The organism is Mycobacterium sp. NGS39, from assembly GCF_059812765.1.
The window spans coordinates 99823-126578 of the sequence record NZ_JCALDH010000007.1; the positions used below are offsets into that span (position 1 = coordinate 99823).

24 protein-coding genes and 3 pseudogenes are annotated in these 26756 nt (G+C 69.0%); 7 read left to right on the forward strand and 20 right to left on the reverse strand.

Features of this window, described 5'->3' with window-relative positions; translation table 11 throughout:
* Positions 1 to 19: 19 nt before the first annotated feature.
* The gene (fadD6, locus tag AC5Y39_RS11645; RefSeq protein ID WP_500018717.1) at positions 20 to 1810 is read right to left on the reverse strand and encodes a long-chain-acyl-CoA synthetase FadD6; all 1791 of its coding nucleotides are present in this window, start codon (positions 1808 to 1810) and stop codon (positions 20 to 22) included.
* Positions 1811 to 1857: 47 nt separating this feature from the next.
* A complete protein-coding gene (gene log / locus AC5Y39_RS11650; RefSeq protein ID WP_500018715.1) occupies positions 1858 to 2424 on the reverse strand; it encodes a cytokinin riboside 5'-monophosphate phosphoribohydrolase in 567 nt (188 codons plus the stop codon).
* 48 nt (positions 2425 to 2472) lie between these two features.
* On the opposite strand from log, the pseudogene AC5Y39_RS11655 reads away from it, so the two are divergent.
* Positions 2473 to 3705 (forward strand): annotated as a pseudogene (locus AC5Y39_RS11655) (AAA family ATPase); the annotation flags it as partial.
* Here AC5Y39_RS11655 and dapE read toward each other — a convergent pair.
* The gene (gene dapE, locus AC5Y39_RS11660; RefSeq protein WP_500018846.1) at positions 3690 to 4751 is read right to left on the reverse strand and encodes a succinyl-diaminopimelate desuccinylase; all 1062 of its coding nucleotides are present in this window, start codon (positions 4749 to 4751) and stop codon (positions 3690 to 3692) included. The pseudogene AC5Y39_RS11655 and the gene dapE overlap by 16 nt on opposite strands.
* A gap of 55 nt (positions 4752 to 4806) precedes the next feature.
* Between dapE and dapD the strand changes: the two genes are divergently transcribed.
* A complete protein-coding gene (dapD, locus tag AC5Y39_RS11665) occupies positions 4807 to 5760 on the forward strand; it encodes a 2,3,4,5-tetrahydropyridine-2,6-dicarboxylate N-succinyltransferase (protein WP_500018713.1) in 954 nt (317 codons plus the stop codon).
* Positions 5761 to 5841: 81 nt separating this feature from the next.
* Here dapD and AC5Y39_RS11670 read toward each other — a convergent pair whose 3' ends face one another.
* Positions 5842 to 7245 carry an acyl-CoA synthetase gene (locus tag AC5Y39_RS11670; RefSeq protein WP_500018711.1) on the reverse strand — a complete coding sequence of 468 codons (1404 nt, stop codon included), beginning with the start codon at positions 7243 to 7245 and terminating at the stop codon, positions 5842 to 5844.
* Positions 7246 to 7286: 41 nt separating this feature from the next.
* Between AC5Y39_RS11670 and AC5Y39_RS11675 the strand changes: the two genes are divergently transcribed.
* On the forward strand, positions 7287 to 7829 hold the full coding sequence (locus AC5Y39_RS11675; RefSeq protein WP_500018709.1) for an NUDIX domain-containing protein: 543 nt from the start codon (positions 7287 to 7289) through the stop codon (positions 7827 to 7829).
* A 108-nt stretch (positions 7830 to 7937) separates the two neighbouring features.
* A complete protein-coding gene (locus AC5Y39_RS11680) occupies positions 7938 to 8441 on the forward strand; it encodes an Rv2253 family sensor-like surface protein (RefSeq protein ID WP_500018708.1) in 504 nt (167 codons plus the stop codon).
* Between the two features lie 2 nt (positions 8442 to 8443).
* On the opposite strand, the gene AC5Y39_RS11685 is transcribed toward AC5Y39_RS11680, so the two are convergent.
* The 12 genes and pseudogenes from AC5Y39_RS11685 to AC5Y39_RS11740 all read right to left on the reverse strand — a co-directional run bounded on the left by AC5Y39_RS11685 (position 8444) and on the right by AC5Y39_RS11740 (position 21441).
* Positions 8444 to 9649, reverse strand: coding sequence for an MFS transporter (locus tag AC5Y39_RS11685; RefSeq protein ID WP_500018706.1), 1206 nt, complete (start codon positions 9647 to 9649; stop codon positions 8444 to 8446).
* Positions 9650 to 9654: 5 nt separating this feature from the next.
* Positions 9655 to 10743 carry a succinyldiaminopimelate transaminase gene (dapC, locus tag AC5Y39_RS11690; RefSeq protein ID WP_500018704.1) on the reverse strand — a complete coding sequence of 363 codons (1089 nt, stop codon included), beginning with the start codon at positions 10741 to 10743 and terminating at the stop codon, positions 9655 to 9657.
* Between the two features lie 37 nt (positions 10744 to 10780).
* On the reverse strand, positions 10781 to 11107 hold the full coding sequence (fdxA, locus tag AC5Y39_RS11695; RefSeq protein ID WP_499909736.1) for a ferredoxin: 327 nt from the start codon (positions 11105 to 11107) through the stop codon (positions 10781 to 10783).
* Positions 11108 to 11303: 196 nt separating this feature from the next.
* Positions 11304 to 12191: pseudogene (locus tag AC5Y39_RS11700) on the reverse strand (type IV toxin-antitoxin system AbiEi family antitoxin).
* A gap of 162 nt (positions 12192 to 12353) precedes the next feature.
* The gene (locus AC5Y39_RS11705; protein ID WP_500018700.1) at positions 12354 to 14927 is read right to left on the reverse strand and encodes a bifunctional FO biosynthesis protein CofGH; all 2574 of its coding nucleotides are present in this window, start codon (positions 14925 to 14927) and stop codon (positions 12354 to 12356) included.
* Between the two features lie 52 nt (positions 14928 to 14979).
* Complete coding sequence (locus AC5Y39_RS11710; protein ID WP_500018699.1) at positions 14980 to 15429, reverse strand: hypothetical protein; 450 nt, start codon at positions 15427 to 15429, stop codon at positions 14980 to 14982.
* Positions 15430 to 15544: 115 nt separating this feature from the next.
* Positions 15545 to 16417 carry an N-acetyl-1-D-myo-inositol-2-amino-2-deoxy-alpha-D-glucopyranoside deacetylase gene (gene mshB / locus AC5Y39_RS11715; RefSeq protein ID WP_500018697.1) on the reverse strand — a complete coding sequence of 291 codons (873 nt, stop codon included), beginning with the start codon at positions 16415 to 16417 and terminating at the stop codon, positions 15545 to 15547.
* A 14-nt stretch (positions 16418 to 16431) separates the two neighbouring features.
* Positions 16432 to 18225: an ABC transporter family substrate-binding protein gene (locus AC5Y39_RS11720; protein ID WP_500018844.1), complete on the reverse strand. Its 1794-nt coding sequence runs from the start codon at positions 18223 to 18225 to the stop codon at positions 16432 to 16434.
* A 78-nt stretch (positions 18226 to 18303) separates the two neighbouring features.
* On the reverse strand, positions 18304 to 20187 hold the full coding sequence (gene typA / locus AC5Y39_RS11725) for a translational GTPase TypA (protein ID WP_500018695.1): 1884 nt from the start codon (positions 20185 to 20187) through the stop codon (positions 18304 to 18306).
* A 277-nt stretch (positions 20188 to 20464) separates the two neighbouring features.
* Positions 20465 to 20851, reverse strand: a complete 387-nt coding sequence (locus AC5Y39_RS11730) for a MarR family winged helix-turn-helix transcriptional regulator (RefSeq protein WP_500018693.1) — start codon at positions 20849 to 20851, stop codon at positions 20465 to 20467.
* A 37-nt stretch (positions 20852 to 20888) separates the two neighbouring features.
* Positions 20889 to 20996, reverse strand: a pseudogene (locus AC5Y39_RS11735) (transcriptional regulator); the annotation flags it as partial.
* A 37-nt stretch (positions 20997 to 21033) separates the two neighbouring features.
* On the reverse strand, positions 21034 to 21441 hold the full coding sequence (locus AC5Y39_RS11740) for an NUDIX domain-containing protein (RefSeq protein WP_500018691.1): 408 nt from the start codon (positions 21439 to 21441) through the stop codon (positions 21034 to 21036).
* A 26-nt stretch (positions 21442 to 21467) separates the two neighbouring features.
* Here AC5Y39_RS11740 and AC5Y39_RS11745 point away from each other — a divergent pair, with 26 nt between their 5' ends.
* Entirely contained in the window at positions 21468 to 21752 is a 285-nt protein-coding gene (locus AC5Y39_RS11745; RefSeq protein WP_500018689.1) for a 4a-hydroxytetrahydrobiopterin dehydratase, read from the forward strand.
* Here the strand turns inward: AC5Y39_RS11745 and AC5Y39_RS11750 are convergent.
* A complete protein-coding gene (locus AC5Y39_RS11750) occupies positions 21697 to 22905 on the reverse strand; it encodes a mannosyltransferase (protein ID WP_500018842.1) in 1209 nt (402 codons plus the stop codon). The genes AC5Y39_RS11745 and AC5Y39_RS11750 overlap by 56 nt on opposite strands.
* A 156-nt stretch (positions 22906 to 23061) precedes the next feature.
* Here AC5Y39_RS11750 and AC5Y39_RS11755 point away from each other — a divergent pair, with 156 nt between their 5' ends.
* The gene (locus tag AC5Y39_RS11755) at positions 23062 to 24231 is read left to right on the forward strand and encodes an Rv1157c family protein (protein WP_500018687.1); all 1170 of its coding nucleotides are present in this window, start codon (positions 23062 to 23064) and stop codon (positions 24229 to 24231) included.
* 101 nt (positions 24232 to 24332) lie between these two features.
* On the opposite strand, the gene AC5Y39_RS11760 is transcribed toward AC5Y39_RS11755, so the two are convergent.
* Complete coding sequence (locus AC5Y39_RS11760) at positions 24333 to 24479, reverse strand: DUF1059 domain-containing protein (protein ID WP_499909713.1); 147 nt, start codon at positions 24477 to 24479, stop codon at positions 24333 to 24335.
* A gap of 4 nt (positions 24480 to 24483) precedes the next feature.
* Positions 24484 to 25053, reverse strand: a complete 570-nt coding sequence (locus AC5Y39_RS11765) for an HhH-GPD-type base excision DNA repair protein (RefSeq protein WP_500018685.1) — start codon at positions 25051 to 25053, stop codon at positions 24484 to 24486.
* 46 nt (positions 25054 to 25099) lie between these two features.
* Here AC5Y39_RS11765 and AC5Y39_RS11770 point away from each other — a divergent pair, with 46 nt between their 5' ends.
* The gene (locus AC5Y39_RS11770) at positions 25100 to 26284 is read left to right on the forward strand and encodes an MFS transporter (RefSeq protein WP_500018840.1); all 1185 of its coding nucleotides are present in this window, start codon (positions 25100 to 25102) and stop codon (positions 26282 to 26284) included.
* Here the strand turns inward: AC5Y39_RS11770 and AC5Y39_RS11775 are convergent.
* Positions 26281 to 26724: a PPOX class F420-dependent oxidoreductase gene (locus AC5Y39_RS11775; RefSeq protein ID WP_499914374.1), complete on the reverse strand. Its 444-nt coding sequence runs from the start codon at positions 26722 to 26724 to the stop codon at positions 26281 to 26283. The two genes, AC5Y39_RS11770 and AC5Y39_RS11775, sit on opposite strands and share 4 nt — an antisense overlap.
* Positions 26725 to 26756: the final 32 nt, after the last annotated feature.

Sequence of the window (26756 nt, forward strand, 5' to 3'; positions counted from 1 at the left end):
CGCACCGAAATAGCGGAGGCTACTTGCTCTTGGGGACCTTGCCGTCCTTCACTTCCTGCGGATAGGAGTCGTAGAACTCGACGTAGCCTTCCTCGCGGCTCTTGAGCACGTAGATCGGGTCTTCGATGTCGTCGGAGGCGTAGCCCTGCTTGGCCAGGTCGACCTTCTTGACCTTCTGCGTCGAGGTCTTCTCGAGCTCTTTGACCACACGCACGAACAACGGCATCGCGTAGGGCGGCAGGTTCTCGTAGACGGTCTTGGCCAGCGCCTTGCCGTCGAACTCCGCGCCTTCCTTGAGTTGGATCGCCGCCATTCCGGCCTTGCCGCCGGCGCCTTCGACCTCGACCCCGTAGACCGTCACTTCCTCGACGTTGCTGTCTTGCGCGACGGCGTGCTCGACCTCCGTGGTCGCGACGTTTTCGCCCTTCCACCGGAACGTGTCCCCGAGGCGGTCGGCGAACGCGGCATGCCCGAAGCCCTGCGCGCGCATCAGGTCGCCGGTGTTGAACCAGACGTCGCCTTTCTTGAAGGCGTCGCGGACCAGCTTCTTCTCCGTGGCCTCTTTGTCGGTGTAGCCGTCGAACGGCTGGAAGTTGCTCACCTTGGAGAGCAGCAGCCCCGGCTCGCCGTTCTTGACCTTCTTGACCCGACCGTTCTCGTCGCGCACCGGGTCGCCGGTCTCGTTGTCGTACTCGACGAACGCCACCGGCGTCGGACAGATGCCGGCGCTCTTGGGGATGTTGAGGACGTTGACGAACGCGGTGTTCGCCTCGCTGGCCGAGTAGAACTCGCAGACCCGCGGGATGTTGAACCGCTTGGTGAACTCGTCCCAGATGCCCGGCCGCAGCCCGTTTCCGGCGATCACCCGCACCTTGTGCTTGCGGTCGGTGTCCTTCTCCGGCTGGTTGAGCAGATAGCCGCAGATCTCGCCGATGTAGACGAACGCGGTCGCGTCGTAGCGGATCACCTCGTCCCAGAACTTCGACGCCGAGAACGACTTGCCCAGCGCCAGCGTCGCGCCGGCGCTCAGCACCGACGACACCGCGACCGTCAGCGCGTTGTTGTGGTACAGCGGCAGGCAGCAGTACAGGGTGTCGTTGCTGTTCAGCCGCATGCCGATGCCGCCGAATCCGCCGAGTGCGCGCAGCCAGCGGTAGTGCGTCATCACGCTGGCCTTCGGCATCCCGGTGGTGCCCGAGGTGAAGATGTAGAACGCCTTGTCCTTGGCCAGGATCGACGACGTGACGGCGGGGTTGTCGGCAGGCGCGTCGGCGGCGAGCCGGTCCAGCTCGGTGACCGAGAGCGTCTCGTTGGTGTCGGCGCCGGACTCCTGCACCGCCTCCAACAGCTCGTCCTCGCCGATCAGCAGCTTGGCGTCCAGCAGCCCGACGCTGTGGGCGAGCACCTTGCCGCGCTGGTTGTAGTTGAGCATGCCCGCGATCGCGCCGAGCTTGACCACGGCCAGCATCAGCAGCACCGCGCGCGGCGAGTTCTTCAGCATGATCCCGACGACGTCACCGCGGCCGACGCCGCGGGCCGCCAGCACCGCCGCATAGCGGTTGGCGGTCTCGTTCGCCTCGCGGTAGGTGACGGTCTCGTCCTGGAACCGGATGAAAGCTTTGTCGCCGTATCGGGCAGCGCGTTCCTGGAAGACCTTGCCGATCGAGGTCTTCGCCGAGGGCCGGGCCATGAACCCGGTCAGCACCCCTTGCACGATGGCCGGGGCATCCATGATCAATCCGGGCAACCGGGTCGCTATGTCAAGCAAGCCGACGGTTGATTTGTCCTTCGCTTCGCCTTTTTCCGCCATAACGGTTCATCTTCCCTCTGCAGGCCGGGCGCAAACTGGCGGAAAGCCTAGTCAGCGGGGGCGCAGGCGGCTAGTGCGCCGTCCACGTCGCGGGCCACCACGATGCGCGTCATCGCACCCGGGTGTACGTATCCCTTCTCGACCAGTCCCTCGAGCCAGGCCCACAGCCCGTCGTAGTGGCCGTCGGGGTCGAGCAGCACCACGGGCTTGTCGTGCATGCCCAGGTAGCCGGCGGTCCAGGTCTCGAACAGCTCCTCGAGCGTGCCGATGCCGCCGGGTAGCGCGATGAACGCGTCGGAGCGCTCCTCCATCACCTGCTTGCGTTGACGCATCGTGTCGGTGACGACGAGTTCGTCGGCGTCGACGTCGGCCATCTCCTTGTGCACCAGCGCCTTCGGAATCACCCCGACCGTCCGGCCGCCGTGCGCGCGTGCTCCGTCGGCCAGCGCGCCCATTGCCGACACATTGCCGCCGCCCGACACCAATGTCCATCCGCGGTCGGCGATCTCTTTGCCCACTGTGGCCGCCAGCGCCAACAGCTCGGGGTGGCGCGGGCCCGACGCGCAGTACACACAAACCGCCCACTCACCGCGCGACTCCGCCGACTCCGACACATCCGACAAACTAGCCTCCATAGCATGCAGCAGGTGACCGACGCTGGGGCCGCGGCCGCCGAGGCGTTGCGCCGCGGCGACATGGAAGCCGGCGAGCGGCTTGCCCGGGCCGCACTGCAAGAGTCGGAGTCGCTGGACGCGCGGCTGGTCCTCGCTCAAGCTCTGGCATGGCAGGGCCGGGGCCGAGAAGCCGACGAAGTGCTGGCCGCCGTCGACCCGCAGCAGCTGTCGGAAACCGAGCTGATGGCGTGGGCGTTGCCGCGGGCTGCCAACCAGTTCTGGATGCTCTCGGAGCCAACCAAGGCCGCGGCGTTCCTGCAGACCGTGCGCAACCGGGTGTCGGCGCCGGGGGCGCGGATCACGCTGGACGCGCTCGCCGCCACGTTCGCGATGAATGCCGGTACCCCACTGCGCGCGTTGCGGCTCGCGGACGAGGTGCTGGCGTCACCGCACGCCGACGATCAGGCGGTGGGCTGGGCGGCGTCGGCGGCCGCGTTGTCGTCGGCGCGAGTCGGGCGGTTCGGCCGGGTCGACGAGCTCGCGGCCCGGGCGGTGTCCGCCGGCCAGCCCGGGCTGTTGCGGTTCACCAGCGGGTTCGGCCGCATCACGGCGCGGCTGATGTCGGGCCGGCTCGACGAGGCGCTGGCGCTGGCGCAGCGCTACGCCGACTCCGCCGAAGGCCAGCAGCCGGCCCGCGCGATCGGCGAGGTGCTCGTGGGGTACGTCGCGACCGCGCAGGGCGAATTCAGTGCGGCTGTCCAGGTTCTCGACGTCGCCGCGAACGCGCTGGCGCCGACCGGCTACTCCTGGGGTCCGCTGGCCTTCATGCTGCTGGCGCAGGCTCTGGGCCAGCAGGGCGACCAGAAAGGCGCGGCGAAGGCGCTGAGCGCCGCCGAGTCGCGGCACGGAATGAAGTCGGCGTTGTTCACGCCGGAACTGGCGCTGGCCCGCGCCTGGACGAAGTTCGCTCGCGGCGACAGGGCCGAGGCCCTCGACGCGGCTCGCGAGGCGGTGCAGGCCGCCGAGCGTGGCGGGCAGTCAGCGGTCGCGCTGCGCGCGCTGCAGGACTCGGTGCGGCTGGGCGACACGAGGGCGATCTACCGCGCCCAGCGGCTGGCCGGCGAGGTCGACTGCGTTTTGGGACGGCTCACGCTGGCGCACGCGCAAGCCCTGACTGACGGTGACGCGACCGCGCTCAAAGAGGTCGCCGAGGAGTTGGCCGCCGTCGGGTTGGAGCCCGTGGCCGCCGACGCGGCGCGGCAGGGTCAGGCGCTCAGGTAGCCGCGCAGCATCTCGACGGCCGCGGTGATCTGCTCGACGGGCACGCGTTCGTCGGCGCGGTGGGCCAGGCTTGGGTCACCGGGCCCGTAGTTGACGGCCGGGATGCCGCGCGCCGCGAACCGCGCCACGTCGGTCCAGCCGAACTTCGCGCGCACCCGCCCGCCCGCAGCAGCCACCAACGCGGCCGCGGCCGGATGCGACAACCCGGGCAGCGCCCCCGCCGCTGCGTCGGTCTGCTCGATCCGCACGTCGAGCCCGTCGAACACCTCATGAACGTGAGCCAGCGCCTGATCGACGCCGCGGTCCGGGGCGAAGCGGAAGTTCACGGTCACCGACGCCTGGTCGGGGATCACGTTTCCGGCAATGCCGCCGTCGATGCGCACGGCGCTCAGGCCTTCGCGGTAGGTGCAGCCGTCGATGTCGACGTGTCGCGGCTGATATGCCGCGAGCCGGTTCAGCACCGCGCCGAGTTTGTGAATTGCGTTGTCGCCCATCCACGGTCGGGCCGAATGCGCTCGGGTGCCGTTGGCCGTCACGACCACGCGCAGCGTGCCTTGGCAGCCCGCTTCGATGTAGCCGCCGGACGGTTCGCCCAGGATCGCCACGTCGGCCGCCAGCCAGTCAGGCAGGTCGCGTTCGATGCGGCCTAAACCGTTTGCTGCCGCTTCGATCTCCTCGCAGTCGTAGAACACCAGTGTCAGGTCACGAGCCGGCTCGACCAGCGTGGCGGCCAGGTGCAAAAACACTGCGTCGCCGGATTTCATGTCGACCGTGCCGCAGCCGTGCAACTGCCCGTCGGTCAAGCGGCTGGGCACATTGCCGGCGATCGGCACGGTGTCGAGGTGACCGGCCAGCAGCACCCGGGTGGGCCGCCCTAGCTGCGTGCGCGCCAGCACCGCATTGCCGTTACGGACGATTTCGAATCCGCTCGTCTGCTCACGCAGCGCGGCCTCGACCTCGTCGGCGATGCGGGCCTCGCGCCCTGACTCGCTGGGGATGTCGACGAGCGCGGCGGTCAGCGTCACCGGATCGCCACGCAAGTTCAGGCCCACGAGGATCAGGCTAGCCGGGCGATTCGGCTGCGAGTGCCACACAGTAACGTTGAGCCTCGTGACTTCTGCTGCGGGTGTGGGTTTGGCGACCATCGCCGCCAACGGGGCGGTGCTCGACGTCTGGTTTCCCGCACCGGAACTCGACGTGGACGACCCGGCCGGCACAGTGCGGTTGTCGGTGGCCGAGGTGCCTGCCGACCTCGCCGGCCTGGCAGGACGCGACGACGACCGCGCCGTCGAAACCGTGCTGGTGCGCACGGTCATCGGCGCGCTGGCCGACCCGCCCGCCGACGCGTATGACGCCTACCTGAGGCTGCATCTGCTCTCGCACCGGCTGATCAAGCCGCACGGGGCGAACGTCGACGGCATCTTCGGCGTGCTGACCAATGTGGTGTGGACCAATCACGGCCCCTGTGCGGTCGAGGGTTTCGACACCGTTCGGGCGCGGCTGCGTCGGCGCGGCCCGGTGACCGTCTACGGCGTCGACAAGTTTCCCCGCATGGTCGACTACGTGCTGCCCACCGGTGTGCGGGTCGCTGACGCGGACCGGGTGCGCCTCGGCGCGCACCTGGCGCCCGGCACGACCGTCATGCACGAGGGCTTCGTCAATTTCAACGCGGGCACGCTGGGCGCGTCGATGGTGGAAGGTCGCATCTCCGCAGGCGTCGTAGTGGGCGACGGATCCGACATCGGCGGTGGCGCGTCGATCATGGGGACATTGTCCGGCGGTGGGACACAAGTGATTTCGATCGGCAAGCGCTGCCTGCTCGGCGCCAACGCGGGGCTCGGGATTTCCCTTGGCGACGACTGCGTGGTGGAGGCGGGGCTGTACGTGACTGCCGGTACCAAGGTCGCGACGCCGGACGGCGGCACGGTCAAGGCGCGAGAGTTGTCCGGCGCCAACAACTTGCTGTTCCGGCGCAATTCGGTGACCGGTGCGGTCGAGGTGGTGTCGCGCGACCGCGAAGGCATCGCGCTCAACGACGCCCTGCACGCCAACTAGCTCCCTCGACCACCGCGAGCGTGCGTGTCGTGCCGGGGACACGCCGGTGAGACTGACACGCGGCGCACGCTCGCGCAGAGCTCAACCCCATGTCGCGAGCTCCTTCTTCAACACCTTGCCCATCGCGTTGCGGGGCAGCGCGTCCACCAGCCGGACTTCACGCGGCCGCTTGTGTACTGAAAGCTGTTGTGCCACATAGTCAATCAACTCTGCCGAGTCGACGTCGCCGACCACGAATGCGACGATGCGCTGGCCCAGGTCGTCGTCGGACAGACCCACCACCGCGGCCTCAACCACAGCGGGATGGCCCAGCAATGCGGTCTCTACCTCGCCTGCCCCGATGCGGTAGCCGCCGCTTTTGATCAGGTCGGTGGACTCGCGCCCGACGATGCGGTGCATGCCGCCGGCATCGATCACCGCGACGTCGCCGGTGCGGTACCAGCCGTCGTCGGTGAACGCCGCAGCCGTTGCGTCGGGCCGGCCCAGGTAACCGTCGAACATCATCGGCCCGCGCACCTGCAGGCGCGCCACAGTTTCCCCGTCGTGGGGGGCTGGCGCCTCGTCGTCGTCGACCAGCCGCGTCGTCACCCCACGCAGTGGAAGACCCACCCAGCCCGGGCGTCGCTCTCCCTCGGCGCGGGTGCTCAGCGTGATCAGCGATTCGGTACTGCCGTACCGCTCCACCGGCTCATGGCCGGTGAGCGAAGCGAGCCTTTCGAACACCGGCACGGGCAGCGGCGCGCTGCCGGACACCAGTAACCGCGCCGGCCGCAGCGCCTCGGCGGCGGACCGGTCGGCGGCCATCCGCGACCACACCGTCGGAACCCCGAAATACAGCGTGCCGCGAGCCTGCGCATACGCCTCCGGAGTCGGCTTGCCCGTGTGCACGAACCGGTTGCCCACCCGTAGCGAACCAAGCAGGCCGAGGACCAGCCCGTGGACGTGGAACAGCGGCAACCCGTGCACCAGCGTGTCGTCGGCGGTCCACTGCCACGCCTCGGCGAGCGCGTCGAGGTCCGCGGCGATCGCTCGGCGGGACAACACGACGCCCTTCGGCGGTCCGGTGGTCCCCGAGGTGTACATGATCAGCGCCGCGGCGTCGGGCGACGGTTCCGGATAGCGGTGCCACGAGCGGGCATGCAGCCGCACCGGGATGTTCGGCAGCCCCTCCGCGCCCGGGGGCGCCTCGCCCAGCCACGCCTGTGCACCGGAGTCGCTGAGAATGTGGCGCCGTTCGGCGTGGCCGACGTCAGCCGGCACCGGCACCACCGGCACCCCGGCGATCAGGCACCCGGTCACGGCCAGCACGGTCTGCGCGGTGGGGGTGGCCAGCACCGCGACCCGGTGCGCACCGCCGACCCGTTCAGCCACCGATGTGGCGGCGCCGACGAGGTCGCTACGGCTCAGCGCGACGGGTCCTTCGGGGGAGCCGATCCGCACGGCGTCGTGGACGTCAGGACCGGTGTTCAACGACGCCAGCAGCACGCCAGCGAGGCTACCCGCCGCAACCCGCGATACTGACGGGCGTGGCACAGATCGAGCGCATCGGCTCCCGGGAGGTCTACCGCAGTGCGTGGATGGTGGTGCGAGAGGACGACATCCGCCGGCCGGACGGCAGCGTGGGCATCTACGGGGTGGTCGACAAACCCACTTACGCTCTAGTAATCCCCTACGACGGCAAGCGATTTCGTTTGGTCGAGCAGTTCCGCTACCCCGTCGGCGCGCGGCGCTGGGAGTTTCCCCAAGGCACTGCACCTGATCTAGCGGAGGCTGAACCGACCGAGCTCGCCCGCCGCGAGCTCAGCGAGGAAACCGGGCTGCGGGCCGAGTCGTTCGAGCGGCTCGGCCAGCTCGACGTCGCACCGGGCATGTCCAGCCAACGCGGCTGGGTGTTTCTGGCCACCGGGATCACCGAAGGCGAAGCCGACCGTGAGCATGAGGAGCAGGACATGCGCAGCGCGTGGTTCTCCCACGAGGACGTGGTGTCGATGATCCGCTCCGGAGAAATCGTCGACGCTCAGTCGATCGCCGCGTTCGCGCTGTTCCTGCTGCACCGACCGACGGCCTAGCGGCGACCGAAATGCGCTGTGGCGTAGTCGAATTGTGACCCAACTGGGACGTCGACGACGCGGTAGCGAGGCGTGAATCGGCAGTTACGCCACATAAACTCGGCCATCATGTGTGTCTTCTGGCGGAGATGGGCTGCGTTGCTCGGCGCAGCCCTGTTCGTCGTGCTCGCTTCGAGCCCGGCACCGGCAGACGCACAAACACCTTCGTGGAACGGCAAATACACGCTCGTCGGCTACGCCGACCAGAAGACCGGCAACAGCCGAGCGGCCAAACAAGCCGAACCTCCGTTCAGCGGACAGCTGACGTTTGTCACACAGTGCTCGAGGTCGTCGTGCGTGGCGACCGTGGTCGACGGGCCGCGTCCCACCAACCCCACCGTCCCGCTGCCCGAGCGCTACACCTGGGACGGCGGCCGATGGGCCAATGTCTATGACTGGCAATGGGATTGCTTAGTCGACGACGGCGTCCCCAAGGTGTGGAGTCCGGCCCGGTCGTGGACGTACTACGTACCGCAGCCGGATGGCACGTTGCGCGGAACCTGGATGACGGAGATCTACGGCGGCCCGTGCGAGGGCAGCGTATGGATGCCGGTGGCGGCGTTCCCGGCGTGATCTCAGCGTCGGCGTCGCGCGGCGGCGAGCAGTAACGCGATCGCGGAGAGCGCTCCCACGCCGCCGGATATCAACAACGGCAGCTGTCCGGCCGCACCCCACGACAGCCCGGCCCAGAGGCCGGCGAACAGGATCGCGAAACCGTTGAGCCCCTGGAAGACCCCCTGCCCGCTGGACTGCAGCCCGCCGGGAAGCAGCGTCGAAATCCAGGCTTTGCCGACACCGTCGTAGCAGGCGGTGAATACGCCGTACACCGCGATCAGCAGCCACGCCAGGACCGCGTCGGTGGTCAGCCCCAGCCCGAGGTAACCGATCGCGAAGAACACCAGTCCGATGCCGAAAACCGTTGCCGGCGTGAGCTTGTCGGCTAGCGCGCCAGCCGGGTAGCTGGCGAGCGCGTACACCGCGTTGTAGCCGACATAAGCCAGTACCACGCCGGCCACACCGAACCCGATGTCGTTGAGACGCAACAACAGCAGTGCGTCGGGGAAGTTGGCCAGACTGAACGCCACCAGCGCGGCCGTCACCTTCCAGTAGCGGCCGGGAAGTTGCCGCACGTTGGCGAACACGGGCGGCCTCGCCGCTCGGACGTGCACGCGTTCGCGCACCCAGAACACCATCAGCACCGAAAGCAGCGCGGGGATGACGGCCAGGTACAGCACCGGAGCGATCTGGTGATCCAGCAGCTCGTAGCCGGCCAGCCCGAGCAGCGGTCCGACGACCGCGCCGGCCGTGTCCATGGTGCGGTGGAACCCGAACACGCGGCCGCGCGCGGTCGGATCGATGCCGTCGACCAGCAGCGCGTCGCGCGGCGCGCCGCGCAAGCCCTTGCCCAGCCGGTCCACCACCCGGCCCGCCAGTACGCCCGGCCATGCGGCGGCCATAGCGACGATCACCTTGCCCAGCGCCGCCATGCCGTAGCCGGTGGCGATCAACGGTCGCCGCGCGAACCGGTCCCCTAGCGGCCCGGCAGCGATCTTGGTCAACGACGCGGCGCCTTCGGCGGCGCCCTCGACGGCACCGACCACCCCGGGCGGCGCACCGAGCACGCCGGTCAGATAAATGGGCAGCAGTGGGTAGAGCAGCTCGCTGGCGGCGTCCTGCAGAAACGACACCAGTGCGAGCACCCGCACATTGCGGGTGAGCCACGTCCGCCGACTGTCAACGGTCACTGCGAGAGTCTGCCTCAGCCCGCGGTGCGGCGACATGGGTGCTATGCCGCGAGCCGGTCGGCCGCGGCGGCGATCCGCTCGTCGGTCGCGGTGAGCGCGATCCGCACGTGCTGGCGCCCGCGCGCACCGTAGAACTCCCCCGGCGCAACCAGGATGCCGCGGTGCGCGAACCACGACACTGTGTCGCGGCACGGCTCGCCGCGAGTGGCCCACAGGTACAGGCCGGCTTCTGAGTGGTCGACGGTCAGGCCCGCCGCACGCACCGCGGGCAGCAACACGTCGCGGCGCCGGGCGTAGCGGTCGCGCTGCTGCTGTTCGTGCGCGTCGTCGGACAACGCCGCAACCATCGCGGCCTGCACGGGTGTGGGCATCATCATCCCGGCGTGCTTGCGCACGGCCAGCAGCTCGGCCACCACCGCCGGGTCTCCGGCGACGAAACCGGCCCGATAGCCCGCCAGCGAGCTGGTCTTCGACAGCGAGTGCGCGACCAGCAGGCCGGTGTGGTCGCCGTCGGACACCGCGGCGTCGAGCACCGACACCGGCTCGGCGTCCCAGCCCAGGCCGAGGTAACACTCGTCGGACACCACCAGCGCCCCGCGCTGACGGGCCCACCCGACCACCTTGCGAAGGTGGTCGACGCCGAGCACCCGGCCGGTGGGGTTGCTCGGCGAGTTGAGGTACACCATCGCCGGTCGTTGCGGGCCCAGCTGCGTCAGCGAGTCGGCGAACACCACCCGCGCGCCGGCCAGCTGAGCGCCGACTTCGTAGGTGGGATAGGCGAGCTCGGGGACGACGACGAGGTCGTCGGGACCCAGGCCCAACAGCGTCGGCAACCAGGCGATCAGCTCCTTGGTGCCGATCACCGGCAGCACCGCGTCAGGTGTGAGGCCGCCGACCCCGTATCGGCGGGCCAACGCGGCGACCGCCGCCTCGCGCAGCGCCGGGGTGCCCGCCGTGGTCGGATAGCCCGGCGATGCGCTCGCCGCCGCCAGCGCTTCTCGGATCACCGGCGCGACGGGATCAACCGGAGTGCCGACGGACAGGTCGACGATGCCGTCGGGATGCGCCGCGGCCTGCGCCCACGCGTCGGCGAGCGTGTCCCACGGAAACACCGGCAGTGCCGCCGACACCCTGTGCCGGCCGATGGGGCGACGTGCGTCGGTCAGGCTAGGCGCTTTCGCCCTGCGGCGGCAGATCCTTGACCGGCTGCGGATCGTTCTCGGTCAGGCCGACCTTCGACGCGCCGCCCGGGGAGCCGAGCTCCTCGAAGAAGTCGGCGTTGTACTGGGTGTACTGCGACCACTGGTCGGGCACGTCGTCCTCGTAGTAGATGGCCTCCACGGGGCAGACCGGCTCGCACGCACCACAGTCCACGCACTCGTCGGGGTGGATGTAGAGCATGCGGGCGCCCTCGTAGATGCAGTCGACAGGACATTCCTCGATGCACGCCTTGTCCTTGACGTCGACGCAGGGTTCGGCGATCACGTACGTCACAGAGCTCTCCTCAAGAGTTCTTCTCGATGTTCGGCGTGGGCTGCTTGGTACGTGATACTAGACGTTGCATCTACTGGCGCTGTCGCAGGCGCCTCGTATTGGCGAGGGTGCGCCTCGTTCCGCGACCGCCTCGTATTCCGCGAGCGTGCGTGTCTGTGCGCCGACACGCCGAGCAGCACCGCACCCCAGCGCACGCTCAGGCGGCACGAGTGCGACGCAACTGTCGGTCGATCGCCGCGACGAAGTCCCACGACCGATGCCTGACGTCGTCGAAGACGATCGCGATGACCACCCAGCCCACGTCCATCAGCGCAATCTGGCGTCTGCGGTCCCTGCGCATCGCCTCTGCGCCGCTGTGCCAGTCCAGCCCCTCGTACTCGACCGCGACCCGTTGCTCAGGCCATGCGAAATCCACTCGGCGCAGCTCGCCGTTGGCGTCGACGATCTCGTACTGCAGCTCGGGGATCGGCAAGCCGCCGTCGATCATGGCCAGCCGCGCTTCACTTTCCATCGGCGACTCGGCTCGAGCATCGGCGAGCGGCAGCAGATCACGGACCGCGACGATGCCTCGACGGCCGGCCTGCTCGATTGCCGCGCGCCATAGGTCGGGACGGCTGCACGCGCCGCTGCGCAGCGCCGCGTCGAGGGTCGCCAGAGCTCACGGGCGGCGCAGGCTGCGGGCCACCTCAATAGCCGTCCATGCTGGCGACGTGGCCGGGCGCCCGTCGACGATCCGAAGAGGCGCCCCGTCGCGGCGATGCACCACAAGGCCGTCTGCGCAACGCAATTGGTGCCCGGGCGGATTCAGCACATGCAGATCAGCGTCGTTTCGGACGTCGAAGCCATACAGCGCCGCGGCGGTTGTCATGCAGACCGGAACGACGGTGCCGCACGACAGGTCCAGCCCGCGCAATCGAGTGGTGTCATCAGGTTCGCCCAGACAGTAGATGCCGGTCCAAATGCGTTCCACCTCACCGGTATTCAGCAACCGATCCAATGTCCTTCGGCTGACGAGCCGCAGGATCTGTCCACTGGTCGCCACCCCTTGCTGGTCCGAGAACAGCCGCATGAGATCTTCGTGCATCACCACATCGTCGAACGGCGTTGTCCGTCATAGGGACACCGACGGCCAGTCTGTGGATGGATGCGCAAGTGCGCACAACGGACGCGGCGCGAACGTGCGCTCGGGTACGCAGGTGCCGGCGTGTCGATGCGCAGACACGCACGCTCGCGGCACGAAGGGGAACTAAGCGGCGAGCGGCAGGTACGTCGTTGTCCGCTGGCGTGCTGGCCGGCCGATGCCTGCCGCGATCTCGACGAGCTCGGCCACCGTCTTGGCCGAGCCGTATTCAGAGCCGGCCATCCGCGAAATCGTCTCCTCCATCAGCGTGCCGCCGAGGTCGTTCGCGCCGCCGTTGAGCATCACCTGCGTGCGCTCGACCCCCAGCTTGACCCAGCTGGTCTGGATATGAGAGATCCTGCCGTGCAACATGATCCGCGCCAACGCGTGCACCGCCCTGTTGTCGCGGTGGGTCGGGCCGGGACGGGCACCACCGGCCAGGTACAGCGGCGAGTTCTGATGCACGAACGGCAGCGGCACGAACTCGGTGAAACCGCCTGTGCGGTCTTGGATGTCACGAAGGATCCGCAGGTGCCCGACCCAGTGCTTGGGGGTGTCGACGTGGCCGTACATCATCGTCGAGCTGGACCGCAGCCCAACCTCGTGCGCTGTCGTCACCACCTCGATCCATGCCGAGGTCGGCAGCTTCCCCTTGGTGAGCACCCAGCGGACCTCGTCGTCGAGAATCTCAGCGGCTGTGCCAGGTATGGTGTCCAGTCCGGCCTCGCGCAGGCCGATCAGCCAATCCCGAATGCTCTCACCGCTTTTCGCTGCACCGTTGACGATCTCCATCGGCGAGAACGCGTGCACGTGCATGTCAGGCACCCGCTCCTTGACGGCACGCACCAGTTCGGCGTATCCAGTGGCCGGCAACTCCGGGTCGATGCCGCCCTGCATGCAAACCTCGGTGGCACCGTCCAGATACGCCTGGTGCGCCCGCTCCCCCACCTCGTCGTAGGACAGCGTGTAGGCGTCGGCGTCACCCTTGCGTTGGGCGAACGCGCAGAACCGGCAGCCGGTGTAGCAGATGTTGGTGAAGTTGATATTGCGGTTGACGACGAACGTCACGTCGTCGCCGACGGCGTCGCGCCGCAGCGAATTGGCAAACGCCGCAACGGCATCCAACCCCGGGCCGTCGGCCGTTGCGAGCGCGAGATATTCCGCGTCGGTGCAGCCGGCCGGGTCCCGCTCGGCTGAGCGTAAGGCCGCCAGCACGTCGGCGTCCACCCGCTCCGGCGCGCGGGCCGCTAGCTCGGCGACCTTCTGGCGCACCGACTCCCAGTCGCCGAACGCGCTGCCCAAGTCGCTGCGGGCCTCCGTCAACCGGCCTTCGGTGTCGATCGCCGCATTGAGATCCACCCGCCCGCTGGACTGCAGCGCTGCGTCGGGCTCCTGCCACCGGCGCCCAACCGGATTGACGTCGCGCGCCCACCCAGTCGCGGGGTCGGCCAGCGCCGCGACGTGCCCGCGCACCCGCGGGTCGATCCACGCCGCACCGGCCAGCACATAGGGCGGATGCGCGGTGAGCCGCTGCACCAGCTCGAAGCCCGCCTCGGCGGTCACCGCGGCCAGCTCGTCGAGCGCCGGCCACGGCCGCTCGGGGTTCACATGGTCGGGGGTCAACGGCGACACCCCACCCCAGTCGTCCACGCCGGCACCGACAAGAGCCAGACATTCGTTGCGCGACACCAGGTTCGGTGGCGCCTGAATGCGCATCTTCGGGCCCAGTATCAGCCGGGCAACGGCGATTGTCGCGACGAAGTCGTCGATGTCGGCGTCGGGAACCGCGCGCATCGCGGTCGCCGGCTTGGCGCGGAAATTCTGCACGATCACTTCCTGGACGTGCCCGAACTCCTTGTGCGCGTTGCGAATCGCGAAAAGCGTCTCCGCCCGCTCCACCAACGTCTCGCCGATGCCGACCAGCAATCCGGTGGTAAACGGAATCGACAGCCGCCCCGCGTCGGTCAGTGTGCGCAGCCGTATGGCCGGATCCTTGTCCGGGCTGCCGTAGTGCGCCAGGCCTTTGGTCTCGAACAGCCGCCGCGACGTCGTCTCCAGCATCATGCCCATCGACGGCGCGACCGGCTTGAGCCGCGACATCTCCGCCCACGACATGACGCCGGGGTTCAGGTGCGGCAGCAGTCCGGTGTCCTCGAGCACCCTGATCGCCATCGCCCGCACGTAGTCCAAGGTGCTGTCGTAGCCGCGCTCGGTCAGCCACTGCCGGGCCTCCGGCCACCGTTGTTCGGGCCGGTCACCGAGCGTGAAAAGCGCCTCTTTGCAACCCAATTCGGCGCCGCGGCGGGCCACGTCGACGATTTCGTCGGGCTCCATGTACATGCCCATGCCCGCGGCCCGCAACTTTCCCGGCACGGTCACGAACGTGCAGTAGTGACACTGGTCGCGGCACAGGTGCGTCACCGGGATGAACACCTTGCGCGAATAGCTGATCGGCAGCCGGCCCGACGGCCCGAGCCGCCCGGCGGCCTGCAATCCGGCGTCGCGAACGCGGGCTGCGCTGGCACACAGGTCGGCGAGGTCCGCCCCGCGGGCCGTCATCGCAAGAGCGGCCTCGTCGACGTTGAGCGCCACGCCGTCGCGGGCGCGCCGCAACACGCGACGCAACGCCGACGCATTCGGTTTTGGTGGCACCACGGGTGTGGGCAGCACGGGGAGATCGTCGCCGGGGGTCAACGCCACGGTGGTGTAACTCCTGTGGGATGCAAAATCTTCCGGGCGCGAGGCATGGATGTCAGCGTAGTCCGCGGCGTCGCAGCATGATCGCGGGCGGCACGACCCCGAGGATCAACAGCAGCGCCGGCGCCCACTGACCGAAACCCGGCCCGCCGAAGAATGCGTCACCGCCTGGGCCGGGGAACGTCATCACTGCCAGCGTCAACAGAAACGTCCACAGCGGCAGCGCCGCAAGGGCCCGCGACGACGTCCATTGCGAAGCGGCCCAGACCAGCACCGCGTTGACGAGTCCGCTGACCAGCGCGCTGATGGGAAACGGAACCTTGCCGACGTAGACGAGCAAAAAGATCGCGCCCAGCACCGCGGAGATCACGCCGTCGACCGCAAGCAGCGCCAGCACGACAGCGCGCACGGCAGAACCCGCCCGGCCACGCACGCCGGCGGCAGCGGGAGAACCGGTCAGGTCGGGATGCTGTCGAGAACGCTCACCAGCGAGCCGATCACCCACTGGAAGCTGTCGGCATGCCACTGCCAGTACTCCAGTTGCGGATCCAGATCCGGGTCCATGCCAGTCCCTCCCTTGCGGCGCTGGTGTGGTCGAAGCTTACGCGGCGCGCCTGCGGCTAGCCAAGGTCGAGCCCGGCCAGCAGGTCGGTTTCCCAGCCCCGGCCGTCGCGCGGCCCGGCCGTGCCCGCCGCCAGCACGTAGTGTTCTTGGCCGCTGATCGGCAGCGCCACGTTGTTGGACAGCGCACAGGATCGTCCGTCGGGTGCGACGCTGACCTGAGTGGCGTGTGCGCGCAATGCCGAGATCTTCGCCGGCAGATGGTCGTTCGCGTCGACCACCGCGTCGATCTGGTGGTCGGGAAACCCGAACGTGATGTCGCCCGGCGCGGGTTTGATCCAGCCGTCGGGAACGTCGCCGAGCGCTGTGAGGCCGGCGTCGACCGCCGACGACGACAGCACCGTCCAGTAGAACTTCGGCACCGCCCAAGCGGAGCGCGCGAGGGCCGCCGCGGTCACGGAATGGGTGTGGACGTGGTCTGGGTGGCCGTATCCGCCGCCCGGGTCGTAGGTGACGACGACGTGCGGCCGCAACGTCTCGACCAGCGCCGTCAGCTCGGCCACCGCCGCGTCCCCGGCGTCGATGAACCGCTGCCGGCGTCGCGGCGGTGTACCGGCCATCCCGGAGTCGCGCCACCGGCCCGCGCCGCCGAGGAAGGTCGGCTCGCCGGCACGCAGCGCCGCCAGCGCCCGCGTCAGCTCGGCGATGCGGTAGCCGCCCAGCTGGTCGGCGTGGTCGACGGCCAGCAGCGCGTAGCGCTCGCCGATCACCTCACCCTCCTCGCCCAGCGTGCAGGTGACCACGCGCACGTCGGCGCCACGGCTGGCGTAATGGGCGATCGTCGCGCCGGTGGTCAGCGTCTCGTCGTCGGGATGGGCGTGGACGAACAGCAGCCGTGGTGTGTCGGAGCCGGAACGTTCGGAGTCAGACATCGAAGACCTGGGACCTATTGCGGCATCTTCACCCAGCGGCCCGCGTCGCCGACGATGCCCACCGGCACGGCGCCGGACAAGCTGACGTTCTCGACGCGCGGGCCGGCGGCCACGATCGTGGCGTCCTGCAGGATCGGCAGCACGGTCGACATCTCCCACAGCCTGGGCTCGACGTAGTTGACCACCTCGCCGATTGGGACGTGGCCCATCAACGCTGCGTCGATGCGCGGCTGAAGCGACGGATCGCACAGGCCGGTGATGTTGTTGGGCACCTGGATGGGAGCGCTCGGATCACCCTCGGTTCCGGATGCGGGGGTGACAGCGGGCGGCGTCGTGGTGGTGGTGCCGTTGGCCGCGGGCCCCGGCAGCGCCGTGCACCCGTAGCGTGAGGCCAGTTCGGTGGCCAGGTCGCCGCCTGCCCGGTGCCAGCCCACGACGGCGTCGACCCGGTTGTTGGGCACCGCGTCGCCGTAGAGCACCGGCGGGTCCAGCGGTTGCACGGACGCCGCGATTCCAGCACTGCGCAGCTGATCGGCGGCCGTGTTGGCGACCGCCACGGAGGTCGGGTCGTTGGCTGCCACCCCGATCACCAACGTCAGCGGCACTGCGTCCTTGCTGATCCGCCCGCGCGTCGACTCCGGGGCGGGCGGCGGCGGCTCGTTGGTACGCGATCCGGCCGACGGCGGAGTCGAGGCCGTCGGCGCGGGCGCGTCGGTGTCGATGTCGTATCCGGCCTGGGTCAGCAGGCTCAGTGCGGCGTCCTTACTCAACGCAGGGGGCGCAGTCGGCACGTAACCAGGATCCGACGGCGAGCGCACCTGCGCCTGCGCCAGCGTGACGGTGTTGTCACTGCCTGCGCCGACGGCAGCCAGCAGGTCCACGTCGAGCAGCCCGAGGATCGCTTTGCGCACCCGCGGGTCGGCGAGCTTGGGTGCAACCGCCCGCAGCGACATCTGCATGGTCCGCGGCGTCATGATCCGAGCTGTGCGCACGCCTGGAATCGCGGACAGTTGCGCGAACGCGGCGGCGCCGCCGTGTACCTGGGCCACCTGGGTGTCGCCGTTGCGCATCGAGTCGGCCAGCGCAGCCGGCGCGCCCGCGCGGCGCAGCAGGATGTGGTCCGGCAGCGCCTGCGCCGCCCAGAACCTGTCGTTGCGGGCCAGCAGGATCTCGTCGCGCTGCGGGTCGATGTTCTCCACGCGGAACTGTCCGCCGGTCACCGGCATGGCCCGCGCGAGCCCGGCCGGGAACCCGCCGGGAGCGTCCTTGACGATGTGCGCCGGCAGGATGTCGCTGAACAGTTCACGCCACGCCGGATACGGCGACGAGAACGTCACCACAGCTTGCTTTCCGCCGTCGATCGACTGCACCGCCGTGATCAGGTTGTAGCCGGCGGGATCGACCACCCCGGGCTGACTGACCATCTGGCGCCAGAGGTACCAGAAGTCGTCGGCACCGATCGGCGCGTTGTCGGTCCACTGCGCCTCAGGCCGGATCTTGTAGGTGACCGTGAACGGATTCGTGTTGGTGACCTCGGCTGATTGCAGCAGCGTGGTGTCCATCTCCCAGCGCGAGCCGGTGCTGGTGGCGGGGTCGGGCACTGGCCGGAACGCGCTGGGCAACACCAGCGCGGCGACGGCGGCGCTCACCGGCGACTGGTCTGACAGCAGGTGCGGGTTGAAGCCCGCGCCGATCGAGTCGATGCCCATGATGATCTGGAAGGCCCGCGCCGGCGGAGGCGCCGGATTCTGCGACGTGTCCGTACTCTGCGGCGCAGGCGGCGGGCTGACGGTGCAGGCCGAGAGCATCGCGAGTGCGCCGGCAAGAGCGACGACGACGCGGAGCGAAGGGGCCGGCACGCACTACAGGGTAATGACGACGGTCCGCTATCCGCGGTTGGCTGCCTTCGCGCGCGCCTTCGCACGTGCGCGGGCCGTGGCGTCCAGTTCGACCTTGCGCACCCGAACGATTTCCGGCGTCACTTCCACGCACTCGTCGGCTGCGCAGAACTCCATGGCCTGCTCGAGATCCAGTTCGATCGGTTTGGCCAGCGTCTCGATGACGTCCGCGGTCGAGCTGCGCATGTTCGTCAGCTTCTTTTCGCGGGTGACGTTGACGTCGAGGTCCTCGGCGCGCGGGTTCACCCCCACGACCATGCCCTCGTAAGTGTCTTGGCCGGGTTCGACGAAAAACGTTCCGCGGTCGGCGAGTTGCAGCAGCGCGAACGGGGTGACGGTGCCCGCCCGGTCGGACACCAGCGAGCCGGTGTGCCGGGACCTGATCTCCCCGGCCCAGAGCCGGTAGCCGTCGAACACCGCGTTGGCGATTCCGGTGCCGCGGGTCTCGGTCAAGAAGTCGGTGCGAAACCCGATGAGCCCTCGGCTGGGGACGACGAACTCCATGCGCACCCAGCCGGTGGTGTGGTTGGCCATCTCGACCATCCGGCCCTTGCGGGCGGCCATCAGCTGGGTGACCACGCCGACGTACTCCTCCGGGCAGTCGATGGTCAGCGCCTCGAACGGCTCGTGCAGTTTCCCGTCGATGGTCTTGGTCACCACCTGCGGCTTGCCGACGGTCAGCTCGAAGCCTTCGCGGCGCATCTGTTCAACGAGCACCGCGAGCGCCAGCTCCCCGCGACCCTGCACCTCCCACGCGTCCGGGCGGCCGATGTCGACGACCCGGATAGACACGTTGCCGACGAGCTCTTGGTCGAGACGGGCGCGCACCATCCGTGCGGTCAGCTTGTGCCCCGGCACTTTTCCGGCCAGCGGCGAGGTGTTGGTGCCGATCGTCACGGAGATGGCCGGCTCGTCAACGGTGATGCGCGGCAGGGCTTTTGGCGCGTCGGGGTCGGCGAGCGTGTCGCCGATCATGATGTCGGGGATGCCGGCGATCGCGACGATGTCTCCCGCTTGCGCTTCCTCGGTGGGTTTTCGCTCGATCCCCTCGGTGGCGAGCAACTCGGTGATCTTGGCGCTCGTGACGCCGCCTTCGCGCAGCCACGCGACGGTCTGGCCCTTGCGCAGCCGGCCGTTGTAGATGCGCACCAACGCCAGCCGACCCAGAAACGCCGACGCGTCGAGGTTGGTGACCAGCGCCTGCAGCGGCGCGTCGGGGTCTCCGGACGGCGGCGGAATGTGCTCGAGCAGCACGTCGAACAGCGGGTCGAGGTTGGTTCCGTCGGGCACGTTGCCGTCGGCGGGCGCCACCGTGCTCGCGATGCCCGCACGACCCGACGCGTACAGGGTCGGCAGGCCGAGCGCATGTTCGGCGGCCTTCTGCGCTTCGTCGTCGAGGTCGGAGGCGACGTCGAGCAGTAGGTCGTGGCTGGCGTCGACCACCTCGGCGATGCGCGCGTCGGGCCGGTCGGTCTTGTTGACGACGAGGATCACCGGCAGGTGCGCGGCCAGCGCCTTGCGCAGCACGAAGCGGGTCTGCGGCAGCGGGCCCTCGGACGCGTCGACGAGCAGCAGCACGCCGTCGACCATGGACAGGCCGCGCTCCACCTCGCCGCCGAAGTCGGCGTGACCCGGGGTGTCGATGACGTTGATGACCGTGACGCTGCCGTCTTTGTGGTGGCGGTGCACCGCGGTGTTCTTGGCCAGGATCGTGATGCCTTTTTCGCGCTCGAGATCACCGGTGTCCATGACGCGCTCGAGCGCGTCGTCGCCGCGATGGCTCAGCGCGCCGGACTGGCGCAGCATCGCGTCGACCAGGGTTGTCTTGCCGTGGTCGACGTGCGCGACGATCGCGACATTCCGGAAGTCCACCCGCAAATTGTGGCAGCCCCGCGAAAGTGGCCCCCGCCACGTGCCGACCTGACCGCGCTGAGAAATATCGTATTACCGGTGCTAGCGCCGCGATCTGGGCTGGGTTACGCGGGATGGCGCGCGACTTGTACGTCGTGCGGTGCGGCGTGTGCAATCATCTGATGTCCTCGAATACCGAACGGCCACAACAGGATTGCTTGCACTTCCGTCATCCTGCGCTGTGGCATCCCCTGCATGGGATGCACCTGCCCCAGCAGCGGTACCAAAGCTGAGGGGCTTACGATTCGGGCAGCTGCAGGGCCAGCCGCTGCAGTTCTTCGACGTGCATGGCCGTCAGCGACTCGAGGCGCTGCGCGCCCGCCTCGGTGAGCTGTAACCGCATCACCCGCTGGTCAGTGCTGTCGCGAACGCGCTCGACGAGGCCTGCGGCGACGGCACGGTTGACCAACTCGCTTGCGCTGTGCGGACGCAACAGCAGGTATTCGGCGACCTCGCCGATGGTCGGGCCGCGCCGGTCCGCGTGGCCGCGGATCGCGAGCAGCAACTGGTGCTGCATCGGCGTGAGCCCGGCCGATTGCGCCTGTTCGGCGCTCCACCGCTCGAAGCGGCGCATCTCGGTGCGCAGCGCCAGCAGTCGCGTGTACACCTCGTCGGGCAAGCCCATGACTTCAGACCCTAGGCCGCGACCGCCGGCGTCGAACTCAGTCGGCGGCCAGGCGCGCCACACACAAGTCCGGCTGGACGAACGGGTCCAGCCGGTCGACGGTCACGGGCGAGTCCCAGCTCTGCAGCGCCCCCTGCATGATGCCCCGACCAAGGCGTCCACAGGCTTGGTGTGGGACCGCGCTACTGGGTCGTGATGTCTGCTGACAGCAACCGCGTCAGCTCGGCAATCCACGCCCGGTCGGCCGGCACCCAATTCAGCTCGGCGAGTTCGGCGGCGCGCACCCAGCGCAACGCGCGGTGGTCATGTGCGTGTACGGCGCGATCGCATGTCTGCGTAACCCGGTAAGCGCGCAGCGTCATCGTGTCGCCGAGTGCGACGTCGTCGCCGACCCGCGGGCCGACGGACACCACGATACCCAGTTCTTCCGCAAGCTCGCGGGCCAGCGCTGCGGCGTCCGTCTCGCCGGGACCCGCCTTGCCGCCGGGCAACTCCCAGCATCCGGCCAGCTCGGGCGGCCGGGCTCGCTGTGCCACCAGAAGAGCCCCGTCGACGATCAGCGCACCCGCCACGACGAGTGTCTGCCCCATGGCCGCAAACGGTATACGGTCGCAGTATGGCCGTGCTCTCCGACAACGAAGTGGACGCCGCGCTGTCCGACCTCGCCGGCTGGGAACGCGTCGACAACACGCTGCGCCGCTCCGTGAAGTTTCCCTCGTTTCTTGCAGGCATCGAGGCGGTCCGGCGCATCGCGGAGCGCGCCGAAGCCGCCGACCATCACCCCGACATCGACATCCGTTGGCGCACAGTCACTTTCGCGCTCTCGACACACTCCGAGGGCGGGATCACGGAGAAGGATCTGGCGCTGGCGAAAGAGATCGACGAGATCGTCGGCCAGTAGTGGCCACCCACGCCAGCGTCGCGACCGCGGCCGCGACGTAGACCAGGCCGGCCCACGCCAGGTACCACGGTCGACCGGTCTGCCAGATCGTCGGCTGCGCGAAACTCAGTAGCCACGGCGGGCCGATGATGGTCAGCGCCAGCCAGCCCCAGCCCAGCACTTGGGCCCCACGGCGATCGCGCAGCTGGCCGTGGATCAGCCAGATCATCGTCGGCACCAGCCACACCCAGTGGTGCGTCCAGGAAATGGGCGACAACAGCAAGCCGAACAGTTCCACAACGACGATTCCGCCGAGACGGTCCGGCTGCTGCGGATCGCCCGCGCCGATCGCGCGCCACGCCAGCACCGCCAAGACCGCGGTCACGGCGATCGCCACCAGCACCGGAAGGCTGTATCCGGCGTCGTGCCCCAGGATCCGGCTGATGGCGCCGCGCCACGACTGGTTGAAAGAGGTGGCCACTGATCCCACCCGGTCGGCGTTGAAGATCAGGTGGGTGAAGTAGTAGCGGGCCTGCTCGCCGACCACCAATAGTGAGACGACGACAGTGCCGGCGAACACGATGCCCGAAAAAACCGCAGTGGCCCAACGCTTTACACCGAGGAAGTAAAGACCGCTGATCGCCGGGGTCAGCTTGATGCCGGCAGCCAGTCCGACCAGAAGCCCCGACAACCACCACCGCCTGCTGTAGACGGCGTACAACACCGCGAGCGCCAGGATCACGTTGACCTGGCCGTAGTCCAGGGTGCTGCGCAACGGCTCGATCCAGATGGCGACGGCGGTCCAGCACATCGCCGCGCGGTGGCCGCCCCGCCCGATGAGCAGCTGACTGACGCGAACCACGCCGTAGAGCGCCGCGATGATCCCGACGGTCCAGGCGAACGACAGAAATCCGAACGGCAGCATGTGCAGTAAATAGAAGACGACGGCGGCAAACGGCGGATAGGTGAACGGCAACGGGAAATCCGGCGTCTGGTCGGCGTAGACGAAGTCGAAGAGCGGCTGGCCGGTGCCCAGCGTGGCTGCGCCGCCGACGTAGACGTGCAGGTCGACGAAGTTCGCGCCGTTGGGTGCGAGGTAGGTCCATGCCAGCCGCGCGGCGATGCTCAGCAGGAGCAGCAGCGGCGGGACGGTGGTGGCCAACCGGGCGCGCATGGGGGCCGGGGCAGAAGTGATGGTTTCTACCGGCACGACTTTAGCGACCGGTTTCCGGCAGACCCGACATCACCGAAGGCACTCAGGTGCGTAACGGTCGCATAAACGACACACGTGTCACTTGAGTCACTCCTGTATCGGGATACGTTCGCAGGCATGCCTGCCACCGAGACCCACAGACGTTCTGTGTCCTGCACCCAGAAGCTGTTCGCGGGTATCGCCGCGCTGGCCGCGGCAATTAGTGGTCTGGCGACCTCTGGGGTGGCATCGGCCGACCCGCTGCCGCCGCCGATCCCGATCGACATCGCCCAGGCCCCGGGCCTGCCCGCGATCCAGCAGCTGAGCCCGGTTCTTCAGCAGGCGGCGGCCAACCCGGACAGCGCCGCGTCGATGCTGATGAACGCCGCGTCCGCTTTCGCCAGCAACGCGGGCGCCCCGGCGGATTCCCGCCAGGTCGCGTCGTCGGTCAACCAGTTCGCGCAGCAGCCGGGCCGTCCCGGCGGCCCGCCGCCGCAAGGCCTCTCGATCAAGCTGCCGAACAACGTGAATCTGCCCGGCAACCTCAACCAACTGCTTCCGTCGGCGCCCAGTTCGCCCTCCGACAAACCCCAGGTCGGAAGCCCGCTGGTGCACGTTCCCCCGGCTGGTGTCGAGCCCGGAACCGTGCCGCATCTGCCCACCGGGATCGATCCGGCCCATGTCGTCGGGCCGGCCACCGGAAATGCGCTCGCACCGGCGCCCGGGGCCGCGCCCGACCCCACCGGCCGGGCCCTGACCGCAACGGCACCCGCGGCGCCCGCTCCGGCCGCAGCCCCGGCTCCTATGCCTGCACCCGCGGCCGCGGCGCCTGCACCGGCTCCGGCTCCGGAAACACCTGCCCCAGCGCCCGGCCCGGCGCCCGCCGCGTTCGGCCCTGACGCCCCGCCGACGCAGGAGTTCATGTACCCGTCGATCGGCAACGGCTGCCTGGCCGACGGCGGCAACGTGATCGCGACCGCGATCTCGGTGGCCGGTCCGGCGTCGATTCCGAAACCCGGCCCGAAGGCGGGTCAGACCGCGTACGTGTTCACTGCGGTCGGCACGCCGGGCCCCGCGGCCGAGCAGAAGCTTCCGCTGAACGTCACCTGGGTCAACCTGACGACCGGCAAGTCAGGCACCGAGACGCTCAAGCCGAACCCCGACATCAACCCGAACGGGCCGACCACGCTGGTGGCGATCGCCGACACCGGCTCAGGCAGCATCATGTCGACGATCTTCGGCCAGGTCACCACGGTCGATCGGCAGTGCACGTTCTTGCCGACGATCGGCTCGACGGTCGTGCCGTAACCCCCATCCCCCGCGAGGGTGCGTGTTTGCGCGGCGACACGCCGACGCTGTGTGTGCGGGAGTGCACGCTCGCGAACGCGCGTCCGGAGGCCGAACCCGCGTCAGTACGCCATGAAAAGGATGGCGTCGCGGTCGTATTCCAGACCGGGATGCGCCTCGGCAAGGTGCGCCTGAGTCTTCTCGACGAGGTCGTCCTCGTCCTTGCCGGTGATGGCTTCCCCGCACGGACAGTTGATGTGCGTCTTCATTCAGCTAGCCCTTCTTTGCCGACTTCAACTGCTTCTTGTAGGACCGCACTTTCTCCAGCGAGCCGGCGTCGACCACGTCCGCGATCGACATGTAGGTGCCGGCCTTGCCGTACTCACCCGCAGCCGCACGCCAGCCCTTCGGCGTGACGCCGTACTGCTTGCCCAGCAACGCCAGGAAGATCCGCGCCTTCTGCTCGCCGAACCCCGGCAGCTCCCTGAGCCGGCGTAACACTTCCGCGCCGTCGGGGTCGCCTTGCGTCCACAGTGCGGCCGCGTCACCGTCGTAGCGGTCGACGATCTCGCGGGCCAGCGCCTGAATCCGCTTTGCCATCGAACCCGGAAACCGGTGCACCGCAGGCCATTCCGCGCACAACGCGGCGAACTTCTCCGGGTCGTAGTCGGCGATCTTGCGGGCGTCGATGCCGCCGATGCGCTCGGCGATCTTCTTCGGCCCGGCGAACGCGGTCTCCATCGGCACCTGCTGATCCAGCAGCATCCCAATCAGCAACGCCATCGGGTTGTCGTCGAGCAACCCATCGGCGGCCGGATCACCCACCAACTGCAGCTTCGGCACCGGCCTAGTCTAGAGCCCCGACCCAGGACGACAGGAGCGCGAGGCGCTGAATACCAGCCGGCGGACCACGTTCGCCTTCCCACTATTGGCGTACGTGTTCGCCGCGCTCATGCTCGGCACCACGCTGCCGACGCCCATGTATGCGCTGTACTCCGAGCGCATGCATTTTTCGGTGCTGACCACCACCGTGGTGTTCGCGACGTACGCCGGCGGGGTGGTTGCCGCGCTGCTGCTGTTCGGCCGCTGGTCCGACGCGGTGGGCAGGCGCCCGATGTTGTTGTTAGCCATCGCTTTTGCGGTCGGTAGTGCAGTCGCATTCCTGGCCGCCAACGGCGTCGACGACCTGCTGCTGGGCCGGTTGCTTTCGGGCCTGTCGGCCGGGGTGGCCACCGGAACCGCCACTGCCGCCGTCATCGAGGCGGCACCCGAACATTGGCGCGGCCGGGCCGCGGGGATCGCGACCGTCGCCAACATCGGCGGCCTCGGCGTGGGGCCGCTGCTGGCAGGCCTGTTGGTGCAGTACGCGCCCGCTCCGCTGGCGCTGTCGTTCGTGGTGCACATTGGGCTGATGACGCTCGCCGCCGCCGGTGTGCTCGTCGCGCCCGAAACCAGCCCGCGCTCAGGCCGCATCGGCCTTCAGCGGCTCGCGGTGCCGCCTCATGTCCGGGCGACGTTCGCCGTCGCGGCAACCGCAGGGTTCGCCGGCTTCGCCGTGCTGGGACTGTTCACTGCCGTGTCGCCGTCATTCGTGGCAGGCATCATCGGCATCGAAAACCACGCGGTCGCCGGCGGGGTGGTCTGCTCGATCTTCGCCGCGTCCGCGCTCGCCCAATTGATGTCCGGGCGGATCGACCCCCAGCGCGCGGTGGCTGTCGGCTGCGCGACGTTGGCGGTCGGGATGCTGATCATCGCTGCGGCCCTTGGGTTTTCGAGCTTGCCGCTGCTGATTGTCGGCGCCGTGGTGGCGGGCGCCGGACAAGGCGTCAGTTTCACCCGCGGGTTGGCCGCTGTGGCCGAGCAGACGCCACCGGATCGACGCGCAGAGGTGAGTTCGACCTACTTCGTCGTCGCCTACATCGCGATCTCGCTGCCGGTGATCGGCGAGGGATTCGCCGCCGAAGCCTGGGGATTGCGCACTGCCGGAATCGCATTCGCGGTCGCGGTCGCCGCGCTCGCGGCGTTGTGCCTGGCGGCGATCGTGCTGCAGGGCCGCGAGAACCAGCGCGGCTAACGCATCCCGGGCGGCATGCCGTACACGTGCGAGATCGGCAGCCGCATCAGGACTCGGCGGTCGGTGACCATCGCCCTGCGGTAGTCGTCCCAATCGGGATGCTCGCCGGCGATGTTGCGGTACAACGCAATCAAGCCCTCGACCGTGTCGTCGTGCGGGTCCGCAGCCGGCGGGCTCAGTTCGGCGGTCCCCTCGGCCACCGCATAGGACCATCCGTCGTCGGCGCTCACCAGAATCGACGCCCGCGGGTCGCGGCGCAGATTGCGGGTCTTGGCCCGCGGCTCGGTGATCGACACCTCGATCACCGCCGTGCGCGGGTCGAAGTAGTAGGAGACATTCGACAACTGCGGCCGCCCGTCGCGCTTGATGGTGGCCAGCACGCCCAGCGAGTTTCCGCGGATCACGGCGAGCAGCTTGTCGTCGAAAGCCTGGGGCGCCATAGTGCGAGCCTACGTCCTAGTGCCGCGCTTAC

Excerpts from the sequence above, each read along its gene's own strand:
- fadD6 (WP_500018717.1), bottom strand. The coding sequence starts at position 1,810 with ATGGCGGAAAAAGGCGAAGCGAAGGACAAATCAACCGTCGGCTTGCTT.
- AC5Y39_RS11680 (WP_500018708.1), top strand. The coding sequence starts at position 7,938 with ATGTGTGTCTTCTGGCGGAGATGGGCTGCGTTGCTCGGCGCAGCCCTG.
- AC5Y39_RS11685 (WP_500018706.1), bottom strand. The coding sequence starts at position 9,649 with ATGTCGCCGCACCGCGGGCTGAGGCAGACTCTCGCAGTGACCGTTGAC.
- mshB (WP_500018697.1), bottom strand. The coding sequence starts at position 16,417 with ATGTCTGACTCCGAACGTTCCGGCTCCGACACACCACGGCTGCTGTTC.
- AC5Y39_RS11720 (WP_500018844.1), bottom strand. The coding sequence starts at position 18,225 with ATGCTCTCGGCCTGCACCGTCAGCCCGCCGCCTGCGCCGCAGAGTACG.
- AC5Y39_RS11730 (WP_500018693.1), bottom strand. The coding sequence starts at position 20,851 with ATGGGCTTGCCCGACGAGGTGTACACGCGACTGCTGGCGCTGCGCACC.
- AC5Y39_RS11740 (WP_500018691.1), bottom strand. The coding sequence starts at position 21,441 with ATGGGGCAGACACTCGTCGTGGCGGGTGCGCTGATCGTCGACGGGGCT.
- AC5Y39_RS11745 (WP_500018689.1), top strand. The coding sequence starts at position 21,468 with ATGGCCGTGCTCTCCGACAACGAAGTGGACGCCGCGCTGTCCGACCTC.
- AC5Y39_RS11750 (WP_500018842.1), bottom strand. The coding sequence starts at position 22,905 with ATGCGCGCCCGGTTGGCCACCACCGTCCCGCCGCTGCTGCTCCTGCTG.
- AC5Y39_RS11755 (WP_500018687.1), top strand. The coding sequence starts at position 23,062 with ATGCCTGCCACCGAGACCCACAGACGTTCTGTGTCCTGCACCCAGAAG.
- AC5Y39_RS11760 (WP_499909713.1), bottom strand. The coding sequence starts at position 24,479 with ATGAAGACGCACATCAACTGTCCGTGCGGGGAAGCCATCACCGGCAAG.
- AC5Y39_RS11775 (WP_499914374.1), bottom strand. The coding sequence starts at position 26,724 with ATGGCGCCCCAGGCTTTCGACGACAAGCTGCTCGCCGTGATCCGCGGA.